General features: G+C 67.0%; 14 protein-coding genes. 11 read left to right on the top strand and 3 right to left on the bottom strand.

What is annotated here, in order from left to right:
- Window positions 1-106 precede the first annotated feature (106 nt).
- From eccD to eccCa, 3 genes are read left to right on the top strand one after another with little or no spacing between them, the layout of a single operon-like run.
- The gene (gene eccD, locus NS6_RS13180; protein ID WP_068041108.1) at window positions 107-1,594 is read left to right on the top strand and encodes a type VII secretion integral membrane protein EccD; all 1,488 of its coding nucleotides are present in this window, start codon (window positions 107-109) and stop codon (window positions 1,592-1,594) included.
- Complete coding sequence (gene mycP / locus NS6_RS13185) at window positions 1,591-2,997, top strand: type VII secretion-associated serine protease mycosin (protein WP_068041110.1); 1,407 nt, start codon at window positions 1,591-1,593, stop codon at window positions 2,995-2,997. The genes eccD and mycP overlap by 4 nt, the downstream gene beginning before the upstream one ends.
- A 45-nt stretch (window positions 2,998-3,042) precedes the next feature.
- Window positions 3,043-7,104 (top strand): type VII secretion protein EccCa, encoded by a 4,062-nt coding sequence (gene eccCa, locus NS6_RS13190; protein WP_068041117.1) that lies wholly within the window; start codon window positions 3,043-3,045, stop codon window positions 7,102-7,104.
- Between the two features lie 65 nt (window positions 7,105-7,169).
- Here the strand turns inward: eccCa and NS6_RS13195 are convergent, their stop codons facing one another.
- Window positions 7,170-7,784, bottom strand: coding sequence for a GNAT family N-acetyltransferase (locus NS6_RS13195; protein WP_068041119.1), 615 nt, complete (start codon window positions 7,782-7,784; stop codon window positions 7,170-7,172).
- 3 nt (window positions 7,785-7,787) lie between these two features.
- A complete protein-coding gene (locus tag NS6_RS13200; protein ID WP_068041121.1) occupies window positions 7,788-8,594 on the bottom strand; it encodes a GntR family transcriptional regulator in 807 nt (268 codons plus the stop codon).
- A 171-nt stretch (window positions 8,595-8,765) separates the two neighbouring features.
- Between NS6_RS13200 and NS6_RS13205 the strand changes: the two genes are divergently transcribed.
- Window positions 8,766-9,266 (top strand): DUF4254 domain-containing protein, encoded by a 501-nt coding sequence (locus tag NS6_RS13205; RefSeq protein ID WP_068041123.1) that lies wholly within the window; start codon window positions 8,766-8,768, stop codon window positions 9,264-9,266.
- A 298-nt stretch (window positions 9,267-9,564) separates the two neighbouring features.
- Here NS6_RS13205 and NS6_RS36335 read toward each other — a convergent pair whose 3' ends face one another.
- Window positions 9,565-12,363 (bottom strand): MinD/ParA family ATP-binding protein, encoded by a 2,799-nt coding sequence (locus tag NS6_RS36335; protein WP_307647534.1) that lies wholly within the window; start codon window positions 12,361-12,363, stop codon window positions 9,565-9,567.
- A 318-nt stretch (window positions 12,364-12,681) separates the two neighbouring features.
- Here NS6_RS36335 and infA point away from each other — a divergent pair, with 318 nt between their 5' ends.
- The 7 genes from infA to rplQ all read left to right on the top strand — a co-directional run bounded on the left by infA (window position 12,682) and on the right by rplQ (window position 16,622).
- Entirely contained in the window at window positions 12,682-12,903 is a 222-nt protein-coding gene (gene infA / locus NS6_RS13215; protein ID WP_003418601.1) for a translation initiation factor IF-1, read from the top strand.
- A 106-nt stretch (window positions 12,904-13,009) separates the two neighbouring features.
- Complete coding sequence (gene rpmJ, locus NS6_RS13220) at window positions 13,010-13,123, top strand: 50S ribosomal protein L36 (RefSeq protein ID WP_025347279.1); 114 nt, start codon at window positions 13,010-13,012, stop codon at window positions 13,121-13,123.
- Between the two features lie 186 nt (window positions 13,124-13,309).
- Window positions 13,310-13,681, top strand: a complete 372-nt coding sequence (gene rpsM, locus NS6_RS13225) for a 30S ribosomal protein S13 (protein WP_068041125.1) — start codon at window positions 13,310-13,312, stop codon at window positions 13,679-13,681.
- Between the two features lie 10 nt (window positions 13,682-13,691).
- Window positions 13,692-14,105 carry a 30S ribosomal protein S11 gene (rpsK, locus tag NS6_RS13230; protein ID WP_068041127.1) on the top strand — a complete coding sequence of 138 codons (414 nt, stop codon included), beginning with the start codon at window positions 13,692-13,694 and terminating at the stop codon, window positions 14,103-14,105.
- Between the two features lie 22 nt (window positions 14,106-14,127).
- Complete coding sequence (gene rpsD, locus NS6_RS13235) at window positions 14,128-14,733, top strand: 30S ribosomal protein S4 (RefSeq protein ID WP_068041129.1); 606 nt, start codon at window positions 14,128-14,130, stop codon at window positions 14,731-14,733.
- Between the two features lie 197 nt (window positions 14,734-14,930).
- Window positions 14,931-15,989, top strand: coding sequence for a DNA-directed RNA polymerase subunit alpha (locus tag NS6_RS13240; protein ID WP_068041132.1), 1,059 nt, complete (start codon window positions 14,931-14,933; stop codon window positions 15,987-15,989).
- Window positions 15,990-16,115: 126 nt separating this feature from the next.
- Complete coding sequence (gene rplQ, locus NS6_RS13245) at window positions 16,116-16,622, top strand: 50S ribosomal protein L17 (protein ID WP_068041134.1); 507 nt, start codon at window positions 16,116-16,118, stop codon at window positions 16,620-16,622.
- Window positions 16,623-16,650 lie beyond the last annotated feature (28 nt).

The following is a 16,650-nucleotide window of genomic DNA, read 5'->3' on the forward strand; positions in this document are numbered from 1 at the left end:
AACCTGTTCCGCATCGCGGCAGCACCGGAGAACGAAATGTGGATGGCGGGATAATGAACTGTCGACGGCCGAACCGTGAATTGTTTGCCGGAACGTGGGTGGGGATATGAGTACAGTGGTCGAAACGCCGAGCACCGCCCGCACGCAAGAGCCGGAGCTGAGCCGAGTTTCGGTTATCGGCGGAAACACCCAGGTCGACGTGGGGCTGCCCGCGACGGTCCCGATCGCGAGCTTCATCGCGGATCTTGTGGCGCTGATCGAATCGCGCAACCCGAGTCGTTCCGATTCCGAGGACGATGCGGGTCCACTCGACGCCCAGCATTGGACCCTGGCGCGGCTGGGACGTGAGGCGATCGCACCGAGTCGTACCCTCACCGAGGCAGAGATCTACGACGGTGAACTCCTGGTGCTGCGCAAGGTCGGCGCGAAGGAAGCGCCCGCGCTGTTCGATGATGTGATCGATGCGGTATCCCGGCTCACTGCCGAGGAATTCACCGGATGGTCGGGCGCGGCGGCCCGCTGGATGGGCCTGGTCGTTTCGGTGCTCGCCGTGCTCACCACCCTGGCCGTGCTGGTTTTTTCCCGCGGTGCCGGTGATCCGCTGGCGCCTGGGCTGGTGCTGCTCGGCGCCGGGCTGGGAGCGCTGGTTGCGGCGGGGATCACCGCACGCAGATACAGCGACGAGGTCACCGGCACGTGGTTGTCCGCCGACGGACTGCTGCTGTTGTTCGGCGGTGCCGGGCTGATGGTCCCGGGGACCCCGGGCAGCCCTCACCTGCTGCTGGGTAGTTCGGTTCTGCTGGTGGCGGCAGTGCTGGGGTATCGGCTGACCGGGGTAGGCGCCACCCTCTTCTCCTGCGCGGCGGCCACCGCGGTGATAGGCCTGGTCACCGCCGTGATCTATCTCATCTGGCATCCGGGCCTGCCGAAGGTGGGTGCCGGACTATTGGTCGCCGGCATCATGATCCTGTCCATGGTGCCGCGGCTGGCGGCGCTGCTGGCCAGGTTGCCTGTCCCGCCGGTACCGACAGCGGGCGCGGCGATCGATCCGGCCGATCACGAACCGCGGCCGACCATCGAAGGAATCGGTGCGATCGGCGCCACCGCCTTGCCGTCCGCGGCGGGGCTCGGGGAGCGGGCCCGCCGGGCGAATCAGTTCCAGACCGGTCTCGTCGCCACCTGTACCGCCACCACGGTGGTCGGCGCGTTCGCGGTCGCCGACCCGCTGGGGCCCTACCGTTGGCAGGGCATCACCCTGGCGATCGTCACCGCGATCATCCTGGCGTTGCGCGGCCGGTCGTTCGCCGATATCGCCCAGGCCGCCGTGCTGATCGGCGGCGCCTGTGTGACCTTCGTGGCGTTGATCGCCGGATTGTCGTTCGGGGACGGCGATCTCATCCTGCTCGGCGCCGGTATCCTGCTCGCCTTCACTCTCGGGGTGGTCGGTTTCGGTGTGATCGGTCCGCATATCGAGGTCACCCCGGTGGTCCGCCGGGGGATAGAGCTCTTCGAATACGCACTGATCATGGCGGTGATCCCGCTGGTGCTGTGGATGATGGGTATCTACGGTATGGCCCGGAACCTGAGCCTATGAGTTTTCGACCACCGCGACGGATGCTGCGAATCATCGCTGCCCTCACTGTATTCGGTGCGGTGGCGCTGCCCGGCTCGGTGGCGGTGGCCGTGCCGCCACCGGCCGTCGACCCGGGTGCCCTGGCCGCCGCGCAGGCGATCAGCGGCCGGCCCGCCCCACTGGAACCCACCGAACAGAGCGCGGTGTGTGCCGAGCCGGTGCTCACCAGTGCACCGCCCAGTGCGGCACCGGTATCGCAGCAGGTGCTGAATCTTCCGGCGGCCTGGCAGTTCAGCCGCGGCGCGGGCCAGAAGGTCGCGGTGATCGATACCGGAGTGAACCGGCATCCGCGGCTGCCGCGGTTGCAACCGGGCGGCGATTACGTCTCCGATACCGACGGCACGGTGGATTGCGATGGGCACGGCACGCTGGTCGCCGGAATCATCGCCGCCCAGCCCAGCCCCCACGACGCGTTCGCCGGCGTCGCCCCCGACGCGGAGATCCTGAGTATCCGCCAGCTGAGCTTGGCGTACGAGAAGAAGGACAACAACGACCGCGATGCTCCCGGCAAGATCAGCACCGCCGGCTACGGCACCGTGCTCACTCTCGCCGGCGCGGTGGTCCGAGCCGTGGACATGGGTGCCACGGTGATCAATATTTCCGAGGTCGCCTGCACCCGGGCGGGCCTGAACACCGCCGACGGTGCGCTCGGCGCCGCGGTGAAATACGCCTACGACCGCAACGTGGTGGTCGTCGCCGCGGCCGGGAACCTGCAGAGCGACGGTGCCTGCCAGAACCAGAACTCCGGCTCCGGCTGGGAATCGGTGGCCACGGTGGCCAGCCCGGCCTGGTTCTCGCCTCATGTGCTCGCCGTCGGTTCGGTGGACCCGAACGGCCAGGTCTCCGAGCTGTCGCTGAACGGACCGTGGGTGCAGGTCGCCGCGATCGGCCGCAATATCGTCTCGCTGGACAGCAAACCCGGTGCCACCGGTCTGGTAGACGGCGTGCAGACGAGCGAGGGTATCCGGTCGGTGGAGGGCACGAGTTTCGCTGCGCCTTATGTCGCGGGCCTCGCGGCGCTGGTGCGCTCGCGGTTTCCCGACCTCACCGCCGCGCAGGTGATGGACCGGATCGCCCGCACCGCACACGGCCCGGGCACCGGCCGCGACGACAAGATCGGGCACGGCCTGATCGACCCGCTGGCCGCGCTCACCGCCGAACTGCCGCCCGAACCGATCGGGGTGGGCGCGGCGGCCGCCCGGCCGATTGCCGCGCCGGTCCATCCCGCTGGACCCGATTCGCGGCAGCGCTGGATAGCGATCGCCGGATCGGTGGTGTGCCTGTCCGCGCTGGCCATCGGTGCGGCGCTCGCCTACCCGTTCCGTCGCCCGCAACGCGTCCTCGACCTGGAACCGGACCCGTAACCACGGGTCGGTATCGACCGCCGGCTGCCGAATCGAGAAGGAATCATGGCTACCGAAGGCTTTGTACGCCGACCCCGTATCGCTCCGCCGCGGGCACCGGGAGGTGAGGTCGCATTGACGGCGCCCCCGGAGGTCCCGCGCGCCATACCGGCCCCGCTGCTGATGAAGATCATGCCGGTGGTCATGGTTATCGCGGTGATCGGCATGATCGCCATGATGGCGATGATGGGTCGCAATATGCTGGCCAATCCCTTCATGATGATGTTTCCGATGATGATGATCATGTCGATGGTGGGCATGATGGCCGGGTTCCGGGGCGGCGGCGGTAAACGCGCGGTCGAACTGAACGAGGAACGTAAGGACTACTTCCGCTATCTGGACCAGATCCGTAAGGAAGTGCGCCGCACCGGCGGTAAACAGCTCGAATCGCTCGGCTGGAGCCATCCCGAACCCGCCGATCTGAGGTCGCTGGTCGGAACCCGCCGGATGTGGGAGCGCCGTCCCAACGACCCCGATTTCGGGCATGTCCGCGTCGGTCTGGGCAGTCACCGGCTGGCCACCAAACTGGCCCGTCCGGAAACCGGCCCGCTCGAAGATCTGGAGCCCGTCTCGACCGTGGCGCTGCGCCGGTTCGTGCGCACGCATTCGGTGGTGCATCGGCTGCCGACCGCGGTATCGCTGCGCGCCTTTCCTGCCGTCAACATCGGTGGTGATCCGGCGGAGGCGCGCACCCTGGTGCGCTCGATGATCATGGAGTTGGCCGCTTTCCACGGTCCGGATCATCTGGCCGTCGCGATCGTCTGCAGCGATCCCGACGCAACTGTCTGGTCGTGGGCGAAATGGTTGCCACATCTGCAACATCCCGTACAGCGCGACGGGATGGGTTCGGTGCGGATGATGTACCAGTCGCTCGGCGAATTGGAGACCGCGCTCGCGGCGGAGCTGCTCGAGCGCGGCCGGTTCATGCGCAATCCACAACCCACTCAGGGCCGGCTGCATCTGGTCGTCGTCATCGACGACGGTTATGTCAGCGGTAACGAGCGGCTGGTGGCCGAATCGGGCCTGGACTCGGTGACCGTTCTCGACCTCACTGCCCCGGAAGGAGGCCTGGCCGTGCGGCGCGGTCTGCAACTTGTCTGTGCGCAGGGTGAGGTGTCGGCGAAGAGCGCCGCGGGTGTCGAGCGGTTCGCGACCGCGGATTCGATGAGTACCGCCGAAGCAGCGGCATTTTCACGGGCACTCGCGCGGTACCGTCTGGCGACCGCCGCTCAGATCGTGAGCTTGGGTGAGGGCACCACTGCCGACCCCGGCCTGATGGCGCTGTTGAAGATCTCCGATGCCGCCCAGATCGATGCGGCCCGGGTCTGGCGACCGCGCACCGCGCGCGAACGGTTGCGGGTGCCGATCGGGATCACCCCCGACGGGACGCCGGTGGAGATCGATATCAAAGAGTCGGCCGAGAACGGTATGGGCCCGCACGGCCTGTGTATCGGTGCCACCGGCTCGGGAAAGTCGGAATTTCTGCGCACCCTGGTGCTTTCGTTGGTGGCCACCCATTCGCCGGACGCGCTGAACCTCGTACTGGTCGACTTCAAGGGCGGCGCGACCTTCCTCGGCCTGGATCCGCTCCCTCATGTCGCAGCGGTGATCACCAACCTGGAAGACGAACTGTCGTTGGTGGACCGGATGAAGGACGCGCTGGCCGGCGAGATGAACCGGCGTCAGGAACTGCTGCGTTCGGCGGGTAACTATGCCAATGTCAACGACTACGAGAAGGCGCGCGCTGCGGGCGTCCCACTGGACCCGCTGCCGGCGTTGTTCGTCGTGGTCGACGAGTTCTCCGAACTCCTCTCCCAGAAGCCGGATTTCGCCGAGCTTTTCGTGATGATCGGCCGGCTCGGCCGCTCGCTGCACGTGCATCTACTGCTGGCTTCGCAGCGGCTCGAGGAGAACAAACTACGCGGGCTGGAATCGCATCTGTCCTACCGGATCGGTCTGCGGACCTTCTCCGCCAACGAATCCCGTGCGGTTCTCGGCATCACCGACGCCTATCACCTGCCCAGTGTCCCCGGCTCCGGGTACCTGAAAAGCGACGCTTCCGATCCTCTGCGGTTCAACGCCAGCTATGTATCGGGCCCGTACGAGGCGCCGCAGGGCACCGCCACCACCGAGGACGGTAGCCCGGTAGCCCGGCAGCGCCCCGGTTTGTTCACCGCCGCGCCGGTCGAGGTGCCGGAAACGGCCGGCGCCGGGAGCACCGAGCCGGAGGAAAGCAGAGCCCCGTTCAATCCGCTGCTCGAACTGCCGCCACCGCCGTCGCAGGCCGCGACAGTCCCGGACAGTGAGGGCGTCCCGGATTCGCTCCTCGACGTGGTGGTCAAGCGGCTCACCGGCCACGGCCGGCCCGCCCACGAGGTCTGGCTGCCGCCGCTGGAGGAATCGCCCACCGTGGATATGTTGCTGCCCGACCCCGATTGGCGCTCGCCGGTGAACCGGCACGGCCAGTTGTGGATGCCGATCGGCGTGATCGACAAGCCGTACGAGCAGCGTCGCGATGTGCTCACCATCAACCTGGCCGGCGCCCAGGGCAATGTGGCGGTGGTCGGCGGCCCGCAATCGGGTAAGTCGACCACTTTGCGCGCGATCATCATGGCCACTGCCGCTACCCACACCCCCGAACAGGTGCAGGTCTACTGCCTGGATTTCGGCGGCGGCAGTATGGCGGGCCTGGCCGGGACTCCGCATGTCGGTTCGGTGGCCGGCCGTCTCGACGGCGACCGGGTCCGCCGGACCATCGCCGAGCTCACCTCGCTCATGCGGCAGCGTGAGGAGCGGTTCGCCGAGCAAGGTATCGAATCGATGGCCGAGTATCGCCGGCGTAAGTTCGCCGCCCTGCAACAGGGGATAGCCGATCCGTTCCCCGAGGACCCGTTCGGTGACGTCTTCTTGGTGGTCGACGGCTGGGCTGCCATCCGGGAGGAGTTCGAATCGCTCGAGCCGCAGATGTATGCGATTGCCGGGCAGGGTCTTTCGTTCGGTATCCACCTACTGATCGGTGCATCACGGTGGGCCGAGATCCGGCCGGTGGTGAAGGACCAGATCGGTACCCGGATCGAATTACGCCTCGGCGATCCCACCGATTCGGAGATGGGGCGCCGCGTCGCGCACCAGGTGCCGATGGGCCGGCCGGGGCGCGGCCTGACCGCCGATCACCTCCATATGCTCATCGCCCTGCCGCGGCTGGACTCCGACTCCGATCCCGCGAGCCTCGCCGAGGGAGTTACGCGGGCGCGGACCGAACTGGCGCAGCTGTACCCGAACCGCCGCGCCCCGCAGGTCCGGATGCTGCCGCTGAAGTTCGAGCGCACCGAGTTGCTGGAGCAGGCGCGGAGGCAGGGAATCGAGAGCAGTGCCACCAAGGTCGTGGTCGGTCTCGGTGAATCCGAATTGCAGCCTCTGGTCATGGATTTCAATGCCGAGCCGCACTTCATGGCGTTCGCGGATGTCGAAAGCGGAAAAACGACAGTGCTGCGCAATATCGTCCAGGAGATCACCGAGAACTCCACGGCCGAGCAAGCACGGGTGATCATGATCGACTATCGCCGCACCATGCTCGGTGTGATCGAAGGCGATCAGCTCGCGGGATATTCGACGTCCTCGCAGACCTGCGGCCCGATGATCAAGGAGGTCGCCGGTTATCTGACGAAACGTATTCCGGGCTCGGATATCACGCCGCAGCAGCTACGCGAACGGAGTTGGTGGTCCGGGCCCGAAATCTACATCGTGGTCGACGATTACGATATGGTCGCCACGGGCAGCGCGAACCCGTTTCAGCCGTTGCTCGAATTCCTGCCGCAGGCCCGCGATATCGGTATGCACCTCATCGTCGCGCGGCGTATCGGTGGGGTATCGCGTGCGCTGTACGATCCGATCCTGGGCACTATGAAGAACATGTCGGTGGAAACGCTGATCATGAGCGGTTCCCGGGACGAAGGCAAGCTGGTCGGCGATGTGCGGCCCAGTAAACTTCCGCCCGGTCGTGGCGTGCTGGTATCGCGGAGTCGCGGTATCGAGATGGTGCATATCGCCCATCTGGATTCGCTCTGAGCCGGCTACTCCGTAATCCGGGAGGTCGTTGTCCGGCCGGCACCGTGGGACCGGCCGGACAGACGTCAGCCGACGGCCGGCAGGACGATCGGGTATCGCGCCAGCGATCGCATCCGCAAGCTTGCCGATTGCAATCCGGCCAGGGTGTCGTCGGCCGGCCAGCTGTCGATATGCCGTTCGAACAGCGCGCAGGAGGGGCTTCGGCTGTCCGGCCCGGCGACCCGGACCAGCCGGAACCCGGCTCGCCGGTAATAGGCGTGCAGGTCGGAATTGGTGGTCCAGGCATCCAGCCGGACCCAGTGGCGTCCGCGGGCCCAGGTGAGGGCGGCGGCATGGGTGAGCAACTGCCGGCCGACCCCCTGGCCCGCGAAGCGCAGGTCCACGATCAGATAGTGCACGATCAGCGAATCGGCGAGTTCGATCTCGGTCCACAGTTGTTTGTCGGCGCGGTCGTTGACGGTGATCGTCCCGGCCGGGTCGCCGCCCACCTCCGCGATCCAGGTTTCCTCACCCGTCAACGCCCGGTCGACCGCTTGCGCGAAATAGTCGATCGATAGTCCCGAGGCTTCGGTGGACCACTGATCGGATCCGCGGGCGGCGAGCCATGAGGCGCGTTGGAGCCGCAGGCGACAGATCAGATTCAGATCATCGAGAGCGGCCGGCCGAATCTGCACGGTCATGGGCTAGAACCATATCCCGGACCGTTCGGTCTGTTCCAGCACGCCACGAATAACGCCGGTACCTGCGGTGTCACCGAGTTCATAGGCGAAGCGGTTACTGGCGGCGATGGATCGATGCCGGGTCACCCGGGTGACCCGGTCGTGATTCGCGCCGATACGTACATGATCCAGCAGGACGGTCCCGATGGCGACCCCGAGGACTGCTGCTTCCTCGGCATTCGCCGGGCGGGCGGCGAGCGTATCGCGATGTGCGGTCTCGGCGTACCCGCGGTCGGCCAGGCGCCGGGTCGTGCCTTCGGCGATATCGTGCGGCGAATCTATCCCGGTGGCCTCGGCCAGGTCTCGTGGATAGAAGCTCACCTCCCACGACCACGGCTCGTTGTCCAGGAATTGCACGACAGTGCGGGCCAGGACCCAGGAATCCACCGGGACGCCGAGCAGTTCGGCGATCTGCTGATCCGCCGGCTCCATCCGGGCATTGAATTCCTTGGTCGGGACACGCCCGGCGGTGCGGGCGATCTCTTCGAAAATATCGTGCGACGCGCGCGGCCGATTCGGCCGGATGTGGTCGGTTACCACGGATTCCAGGACTTCACGGCTACGGACGATCGTGCCGCGGGAGGTAGCCGTATAGACAAGGTTTTCGGTGACCAATACCTGGATGGCGTTACGCGCTGTGGTCAGCGAAACCTGCATTTGCTCGGCGAGTTCCGTGTGACTGGGCAGACGGTCCCCGGGTCCCCACTTACCTGCTCGTATTTCCTCGCGGAGGTGGTCCGCGATCCGTCGATACGTCGGACCGTCCGCCATCGTGCTCCTCGGGTGGTCTCCAGGTAACGAAGTGTACGCTTTTCGTGTCGGGGGTGGCCGTTATCGCTTGACAGTCGCCTTTCGCGGTTTATTGTAATCAACGTACTGACCCGGTGTTGTGCGGCGATGAACGGCGAGGCAACCGTGACAGGTTCGGATACAACAGTCGTAATGGCTCTTCCCAGCGCCCAGCGAGGCGCTGAACCTTTGGCGCAGAAGGGGACTGCCGGTCCGCTGCCCAACTCCGATTTACTGGTGCGAGCCGCGCGCGGGCACCGGGTGGTCGGCGGGCAGCTGCTCTGGTACGCCCGCGATCTCGCCGTCCTCCACGAGCGCAGACTGGTGGGGCGCGGCGGGTCGATCGTCACCGACCCCGACAGACTGGTCGAGATCGAGCGACGGCGTATGGAACTGGTGCTGGCGATCGACGATTGGGTGGGACGCAACGTTCCACAGCATCGACTCGGGGTCACCCTGCACACAGAGACCGTCGGCGCGATCATCGACCGGCTGGCGGAATCGGCTGTCCGCGCGCACCATGCGTTGATGACGCTGGAAGCCGGCGACGAACTCCTGCACGGCGCCTGGCATCACCTGGCCGAACTGGCCGATGCCTACGACGCGCTGGTCGGCGACGTCCTGGCCGGGCGGCGCCGGCTGCCGGAGTGGTGAGCCCGCCGCCGTGGTCCGGAGTTCCTTCCCGGCGATAGCTGCGGCGACCGGCGAGCACTCGGTGGATCGGTTCGCCGGTCGCGCATGTCCTTCGCTACGCGGCCGGTGCGCACGCATACGTGATCAGCAAGTCGGCCTGACGTGGCCGAGACCGCGGTGCCGGCGAGTGCACAAGTACGCCGCCGATCCGATCCAGGGCGCGCGCCGAACCGGCTCCCCGCCGAGGGGGCCGGCGGGTGCGGGGCGGGGCGCCGGTGGATCGCGGCGCGGTACCCGGCGCACGGACCGGGCGCCGGGTTCAGTTGCCGTGCTGCGGGCCGTAACTACGGCCGAAATCGTCGGCAACCGTCGCCGCGAGTTCCACGTACGCGCGTTTGGTTTCCTTCTTCAGCCGTAGCAGATCGATCTCGGCGCCCTCGGACATATGCGGATCGAACGGGATCATATGCACGGCCCGGCAGCGGGACAGGAAGTACTGCCGCAGCTGCTGGACGTCGATGTTCGGGGTGCCGTCGCGGGGGGAATTGATCACCACCACGGCGTTCTGCACCAGATGGTGATAGCCGTGCAACGACAGCCAGTCCAGCGTGGCCGAGGCGCTCTGCGCGCCGTCGATCGCGGTCGGGGAGATCAGCACCAGCGAATGCGCCAGCTGGAGGACGCCCGCCATCGCCGAATGCATCAGGCCGGTACCGCAGTCGGTGAGGATGATGTTGTAGAACCGCTGCAGGATACGGGCCACCGCGCGGTACTCGTCCTCGTTGAACGCCTCCGAGGCGGCCGGATCGCGTTCGCTGGCCAGTACTTCGAGCCGGCTGGTGGCCTGTGAAGTATGGCGGCGCACATCCGAATAGCGCTGGATCGCCGGATCGAGCAGCAGATCGCGGACGGTGGACCGGGTCTGCAGCGGCACCCGCTGCGAAAGCGTGCCGAAGTCCGGGTTGGCGTCGACTGCGATGACGCGGTCGCCGCGGACGGAGGCGAAGGTCGAACCCAGGCCGATGGTGGTGGTGGTCTTACCGACACCACCTTTCAGCGAGAGCACCGCGATCCGGTAATCGCCGCGGACGGGCTGGCGAATCCGCGCCACCAGCTCCAGCATCCGCCGCTCCTCGGCGGACATCCCCGGATTGATCTTCCCGCCGGAGGCGTGGTGCACCACCTTGCGCCAGCCGCTGCCGGCCGGTTTCTTGGCGCGCCGCACCGAAACGTTGTCCAGGGTGGGTCCATTGGGCCCGAACTGCTGCGGCGGACTCTGCGGAATCTTCGGGTTCTGCCACTGGCCACCCTGCGGCCCCTGCTGCTGCCAGGCGCCCGGCCCGGCCTGCGGCGGCGGATTCGCCGGCGGTGCCTGGTTCTGCCACTGCTGGGCGGGCAGCTGATTCTGCTGATGCGGGCCGGGTGCGCGGTGGCCCGTATGCGGACCGCCCTGCTGTATCGGCATACCAGGTGGTGCGCTGGCCGGACCCGGTTGCTGTGGGACGGAGTGCTGCGCACCCGATTGCCGGCTCGTGGATTGTTCCGGCGCCTGCCACTGGGGCCCCGGCGCGTTCTGCGGCGGGTGCACGGGTGCGCTATCCGGTGCCTGCCACTGCGGTGCGACGTCCGCAGGGGGTGCCGGCGCGATCGGGTGATCGACCGCGCTGGTCCACCGGTCGGGCGCGGGAGAAGACTCCGGTGCCGGGGTGGACCGGGCGGCCGGAAAACCGTCGGACACGGGTGCGGCGACGGACCGTGAGGCGGACTCCGGCGCGGCGCCGGCCCCGGCCGAATCGGGCCGGTCGGCGATCGGGTGTGTGCCGCTGTTGTGTGGGCCGGGCGCGCTGTGGGGCGGATCGGGCCGGCTCGGGACCTCGGCTGCGTCGCTGCCACGTGGGAGCGATCCGCTGTCGGCCGCGACGGGCCCCTCGGCGATCGGGTGTGTGCCGCTGCCATGAGTGGTCGGACCGCCGCCCGGCGAGTCGGACCGCTGTTGCGGTCCGGGAGTGACTGCCGAATCAGCCGGGGAATCGGCGGGCGTGGCCGCTCGCGACGATTCCTCATCCGGCGGGGGCGGCAGGTCGGGGAGCCGGTGCTGTGGTTGCTGCGCCACCGGTGTGTCACCGGTCGGGGGCGGGGCGGGTAACGGTGGCGGCGGGGGCCGGAAGTCACCTGCGCCGGCGGTGGGCGTATCCGCCGGCCGGTCCGGGGTGGGTGCGTTCGCGGAATCGTCCGATGGCGCGAGGTGGGGCGGGATCGGATGGTGCGGCCTCAGCCGGTCGAACTCCGGAGCCGGTTGGCTCGGGTTGCGTACCGGCAGGCCGGGCCGATCCGACTCCGGAGCCTGGAAGGCCGTCGGCGCGGCGGACGCGGATGCGCCGAAACCGGAATCGGCGGCGGAGGTACTCGGCCGGTCGGGGCCGGGGGCCTGCGGTGGCGCCGGAGTGTCGGTGGGCTGGGCCGCGGCGGTGAACTGCTGCTGAGGCGGCGGTGCCGGTGGGAGACCCATACCGTTCGGAGGCTGCTGCCCACCGGGACCCCACTGCGGCCCCGGCCCGGGACCCCATGCCGGCTGTCCGTCCGGGGTCTGCGTCACCGGCGCCTGCTCCGGCGGTCCGGGGACATTCTGCGGGGCCATCGGGGGAAGCTGTGCCGGTGGTGCGCTCGGACCGGCCTGCGGGAACGCGTCCGGGGGATTACCGGCCTGTGCCGGCTCGTCCGCAGCGTGCGGATCCGTGGCGGGCTGCGGAACCTGCTGCGTGGACCACTGCGCGGTACCTTCGGCCCAGTTGTTGCGCTGCGACGGCCGGGGACCGTTGTTGTTCGGCAGCAGCTCGCCGACGCGTTCTTCGAGTGAGGGTTCGGACTTGTTCTTGTTGCGGAACCAGCCCTTGCCCTTCTTCTTGTCACCGTCCGAATCGGATCGGTCATCGCCGCGTCCGCGCCGGTTGAAGAAGCCGTTGACCGGTTCCGGGGTCTCCGGGATGACCGAGTCCTGCGGAAGATTCTCTACCGGTGGCGGCTCGTAGTTCCGGAAGTTCGTTTGCCCGACCCCGGTGACCTCGGTATCGGCCAGCCATGGCGGCAGCATGGGGAGGCCGTCGTTGCTGCGGCTCACCGGTTCCCCTCCTGGAATGGTCGTCCTCGGTCAGCGGCCAGTTTACGCGACAAGTCCCATTCCACTCGGTGCCGGGGAGACATCCACGCACGCCGCGCGACGCCACCAGCACTTACCCCTTTTTGCCCGATGGGGGACCTACCGGTAAGCTGACCAGGCGGTGTATCAAAGCGCCGCCTGTTCGCGTGCGATCGGTTGTGGTCATCCGTGTTGTGCAGTGTGAGCCACCATGGGTGGCCGCTGCGCCACTTCGGCCGGGTGCACCGGGCAGTACCAGGTAATCAGACCAGGTTGAGTGTAACCGGGATCGCGGAGGATATGGCGAAGAAAGACGGGGCCATCGAGGTCGAGGGGCGGGTTGTCGAGCCGTTGCCCAATGCGATGTTCCGGATCGAGCTCGAGAATGGGCACAAGGTCCTCGCGCATATCAGCGGCAAGATGCGTCAGCACTACATTCGCATTCTGCCGGAGGACCGGGTCGTCGTCGAGCTGTCACCGTACGACCTGTCCCGCGGTCGGATCGTCTACCGATACAAGTGAACGATGTGAGCCCCGGCTCGCTCACCCGAGATTTCCCCGGTCGTGCCCGGCCGGGGTCAACTGCGTCCACACTCCGGTGTGGACCGCAACGAAAGATTGGACGGACGTGAAGGTTCAGCCGAGCGTCAAGAAGATCTGCGAGAAGTGCAAGGTGATCCGGCGTAACGGCCGGGTCATGGTGATCTGCGACAACCTGCGGCACAAGCAGCGGCAGGGCTGACACCGGCGCCGAGCACCGAACGCGGTTCGGATTGGCACAAGAAGAACTCCCAGCGCCAGCCGCGCACTGAGGTTTTCCGGAATTTCCGGAGAGTGTGCGTGCCTACCCCCGGTACGGAGGCCGGGGCCCCACCAGACGAGGGGATGGACAGGGAGCAGACCTCCGCAACAGTGAAGGAACTGCCAGATGGCACGTCTCATGGGCGTCGATCTCCCGCGCGAGAAGCGCATGGAGATCGCACTGACCTACATCTACGGCATCGGTCGTACCCGCTCCAAGGAGATCCTGGGGGCCACGGGCGTCAGCCCGGATCTGCGTTCGAAGGATCTCACCGACGAGCAGGTCACGCAGCTGCGTGACTACATCGAGGGATCGTCGCTGAAGGTCGAAGGTGACCTCCGCCGCGAGGTTCAGGCCGATATCCGTCGCAAGATCGAGATCGGCTGCTACCAGGGGCTGCGTCACCGCCGTGGCCTTCCTGTGCACGGCCAGCGCACCAAGACCAACGCGCGCACCCGCAAGGGCCCGAAGCGCACCGTCGCCGGCAAGAAGAAGTAGGGGATAACAGATGCCTCCGAAGTCCCGGGCCTCCGGCCCGAAGAAGAGCCAGAAGTCGCGTCGCAGGGAAAAGAAGAACGTCCCGCACGGCCACGCGCATATCAAGAGCACGTTCAACAACACGATCGTGTCCATCTGCGACCCGTCGGGCAACGTCATCTCCTGGGCGTCCTCCGGCCACGTCGGGTTCAAGGGTTCGCGCAAGTCGACGCCGTTCGCCGCGCAGCTGGCCGCCGAGAACGCGGCCCGCAAGGCGCAGGAGAACGGTGTCAAGAAGGTCGACGTGTTCGTGAAGGGCCCGGGTTCCGGCCGCGAGACCGCGATCCGTTCGCTGCAGGCCGCCGGCCTGGAAGTGGGCACCATCTCCGATGTCACTCCGCAGCCGCACAACGGCTGCCGTCCGCCCAAGCGGCGTCGCGTCTAAGCGGGAAGGAAGGTAGAGCACAATGGCCCGTTACACCGGACCCATCACCCGCAAATCGCGTCGCCTGCGCGTCGACCTGGTAGGCGGTGACCAGGCTTTCGAGCGTCGCCCCTACCCGCCCGGCCAGCACGGCCGCGCGCGGATCAAGGAGAGCGAATACCTGCTCCAGCTGCAGGAGAAGCAGAAGGCCCGCTTCTCCTACGGTGTCATGGAGCGGCAGTTCCGCCGGTACTACGAAGAGGCCAACCGCCTCAAGGGCAAGACCGGTGACAACCTGCTCCGTCTGCTGGAGACCCGGCTGGACAACGTCGTGTACCGCGCCGGTCTGGCCCGGACCCGTCGTCAGGCCCGCCAGCTTGTCAGCCACGGCCACTTCCTGGTGAACAACAAGAAGGTCAACGTTCCTTCTTTCCAGGTCACCCAGTACGACATCATCGATGTCAAGGAGAAGTCGCTGGCGACCCTGCCGTTCCAGGTGGCCCGTGAGACCACCGGCGATCGCCCGATTCCCGGGTGGCTCCAGGTCGTCCCGGGCCGGCTGCGGATCCTGGTGCACTCCATGCCGGAGCGCGCCCAGATCGATGTGCCGCTGCAGGAACAGCTGATCGTCGAGTACTACTCGAAGTAACAGCTGTGTGCACTGGGTATGAGCGAGACCTGCGATCGGTCCACGTACCGACGCGGAGGCCGGGAGGTATCGCACTACCGTCTTCGGGCCTGAATTGCTCATACCGTGCCGCTGGTGCGGGTCGTCGAGGTGACGGCCCGCACAACCACTGAACGAGGCGTCAAATAGCGGGCGCCCAACACAGGAGGATTGATCCCATGCTGATTTCCCAGCGTCCGACCCTCACCGAAGAGGTCGTCGCCGACAACCGCTCGAAGTTCACCATCGAACCCCTCGAGCCGGGTTTCGGGTACACCCTCGGTAATTCGCTGCGGCGCACCCTGCTGTCCTCGATCCCGGGGGCCGCGGTGACCAGCATCCGCATCGACGGCGTTCTGCACGAGTTCACCACCGTGCCCGGCGTGAAGGAGGATGTCACCGACATCATCCTGAACCTCAAGGGCCTGGTCGTGTCCTCCGAAGAGGACGAGCCGGTCACCATGTACCTGCGCAAGCAGGGCCCGGGGACCGTCACCGCCGATGACATCGTGCCGCCGTCGGGTGTGGTCGTGCACAACCCGGATATGCATATCGCCACCTTGAACGACAAGGGCAAGCTCGAGATCGAGCTCGTCGTCGAACGCGGTCGCGGCTATGTCCCGGCGGTGCAGAACAAGGCGACCGGTGCGGAAATCGGCCGGATCCCGGTGGATTCGATCTACTCGCCGGTGCTCAAGGTGACCTACAAGGTCGAGGCCACCCGTGTCGAGCAGCGCACCGACTTCGACCGGCTCATCCTCGACGTGGAGACCAAGAACTCCATCAGTGCGCGGGACGCGCTCGCCTCGGCGGGCAAGACCCTGGTCGAACTGTTCGGCCTGGCCCGTGAACTGAACGTCGAAGCCGAAGGTATCGAGATCGGCCCCTCCCCGGCCGAGGCGGATCACATCGCCTCCTTCGGGCTGCCGATCGAGGATCTGGACCTCACCGTCCGTTCCTACAACTGCCTGAAGCGCGAGGGTGTGCACACCGTCGGCGAGCTGGTTGCGCGGACCGAATCGGATCTGCTGGATATCCGTAACTTCGGCCAGAAGTCCATCGACGAGGTCAAGGTCAAGCTGCATGCGCTGGGCTTGTCCCTCAAGGACAGCCCCGCGTCCTTCGACCCGTCCAGTGTGGTCGGCTACGACGCGGCCACCGGCACCTGGTCCGACAGCGGCACTTTCAGCGACGACAACGGCGGCGAGCAGGACTACGCCGAAACCGAACAGCTCTAGGTCACCGCAGGGGTAGGCACCCGCGTCGGCCTTGCGCCCGCGACGTGAGCGCGCGGTCGCTGCCGAAAACTTGACATACAACGCAGCGACCGCCCATACGCCGCATTTACACAAGGAGAACCCACAATGCCCAAGCCCAAGAAGGGTGCTCGCTTCGGCGGGTCGGCGTCGCACCAGAAGGCGATCTTCGCCAATCTGGCCACGGCGCTCTTCGAGCACGGCCGGATCACGACCACCGAGGCCAAGGCCAAGGCGCTGCGCCCCTACGCCGAGAAACTGGTCACCAAGGCCAAGGCCGGTACGCTGGCCGACCGCCGCGAGGTGCTCAAGGTGATCCGGAACAAGGATGTCGTGCACGATCTCTTCGCCGAGATCGGTCCGTCGTTCGAGGGCCGCAGCGGCGGCTACACCCGGATCATCAAGACCCTGCCGCGTAAGGGCGACAACGCCCCCATGGCGATCATCGAGCTGGTGCGGGAACAGACCGTGACCAACGAGGCCGATCGCGCCCGCCGGGTGGCCGCGTCGAAGAAGACCGAGGACGAGGCTCCCGAGACCGAAACCGAAACTGCTGCGACCGAGGCCCCGGCCGAGGAAGCTGCGGCCGAGGAGAAGGCCGACGACAAGGCGTAATTCGTCTGCTGCGGAGGCTTCGGTGCAT

Source organism: Nocardia speluncae NBRC 108251, from assembly GCF_001613245.1.
Taxonomy (GTDB): Bacteria; Actinomycetota; Actinomycetes; order Mycobacteriales; family Mycobacteriaceae; genus Nocardia; species Nocardia speluncae.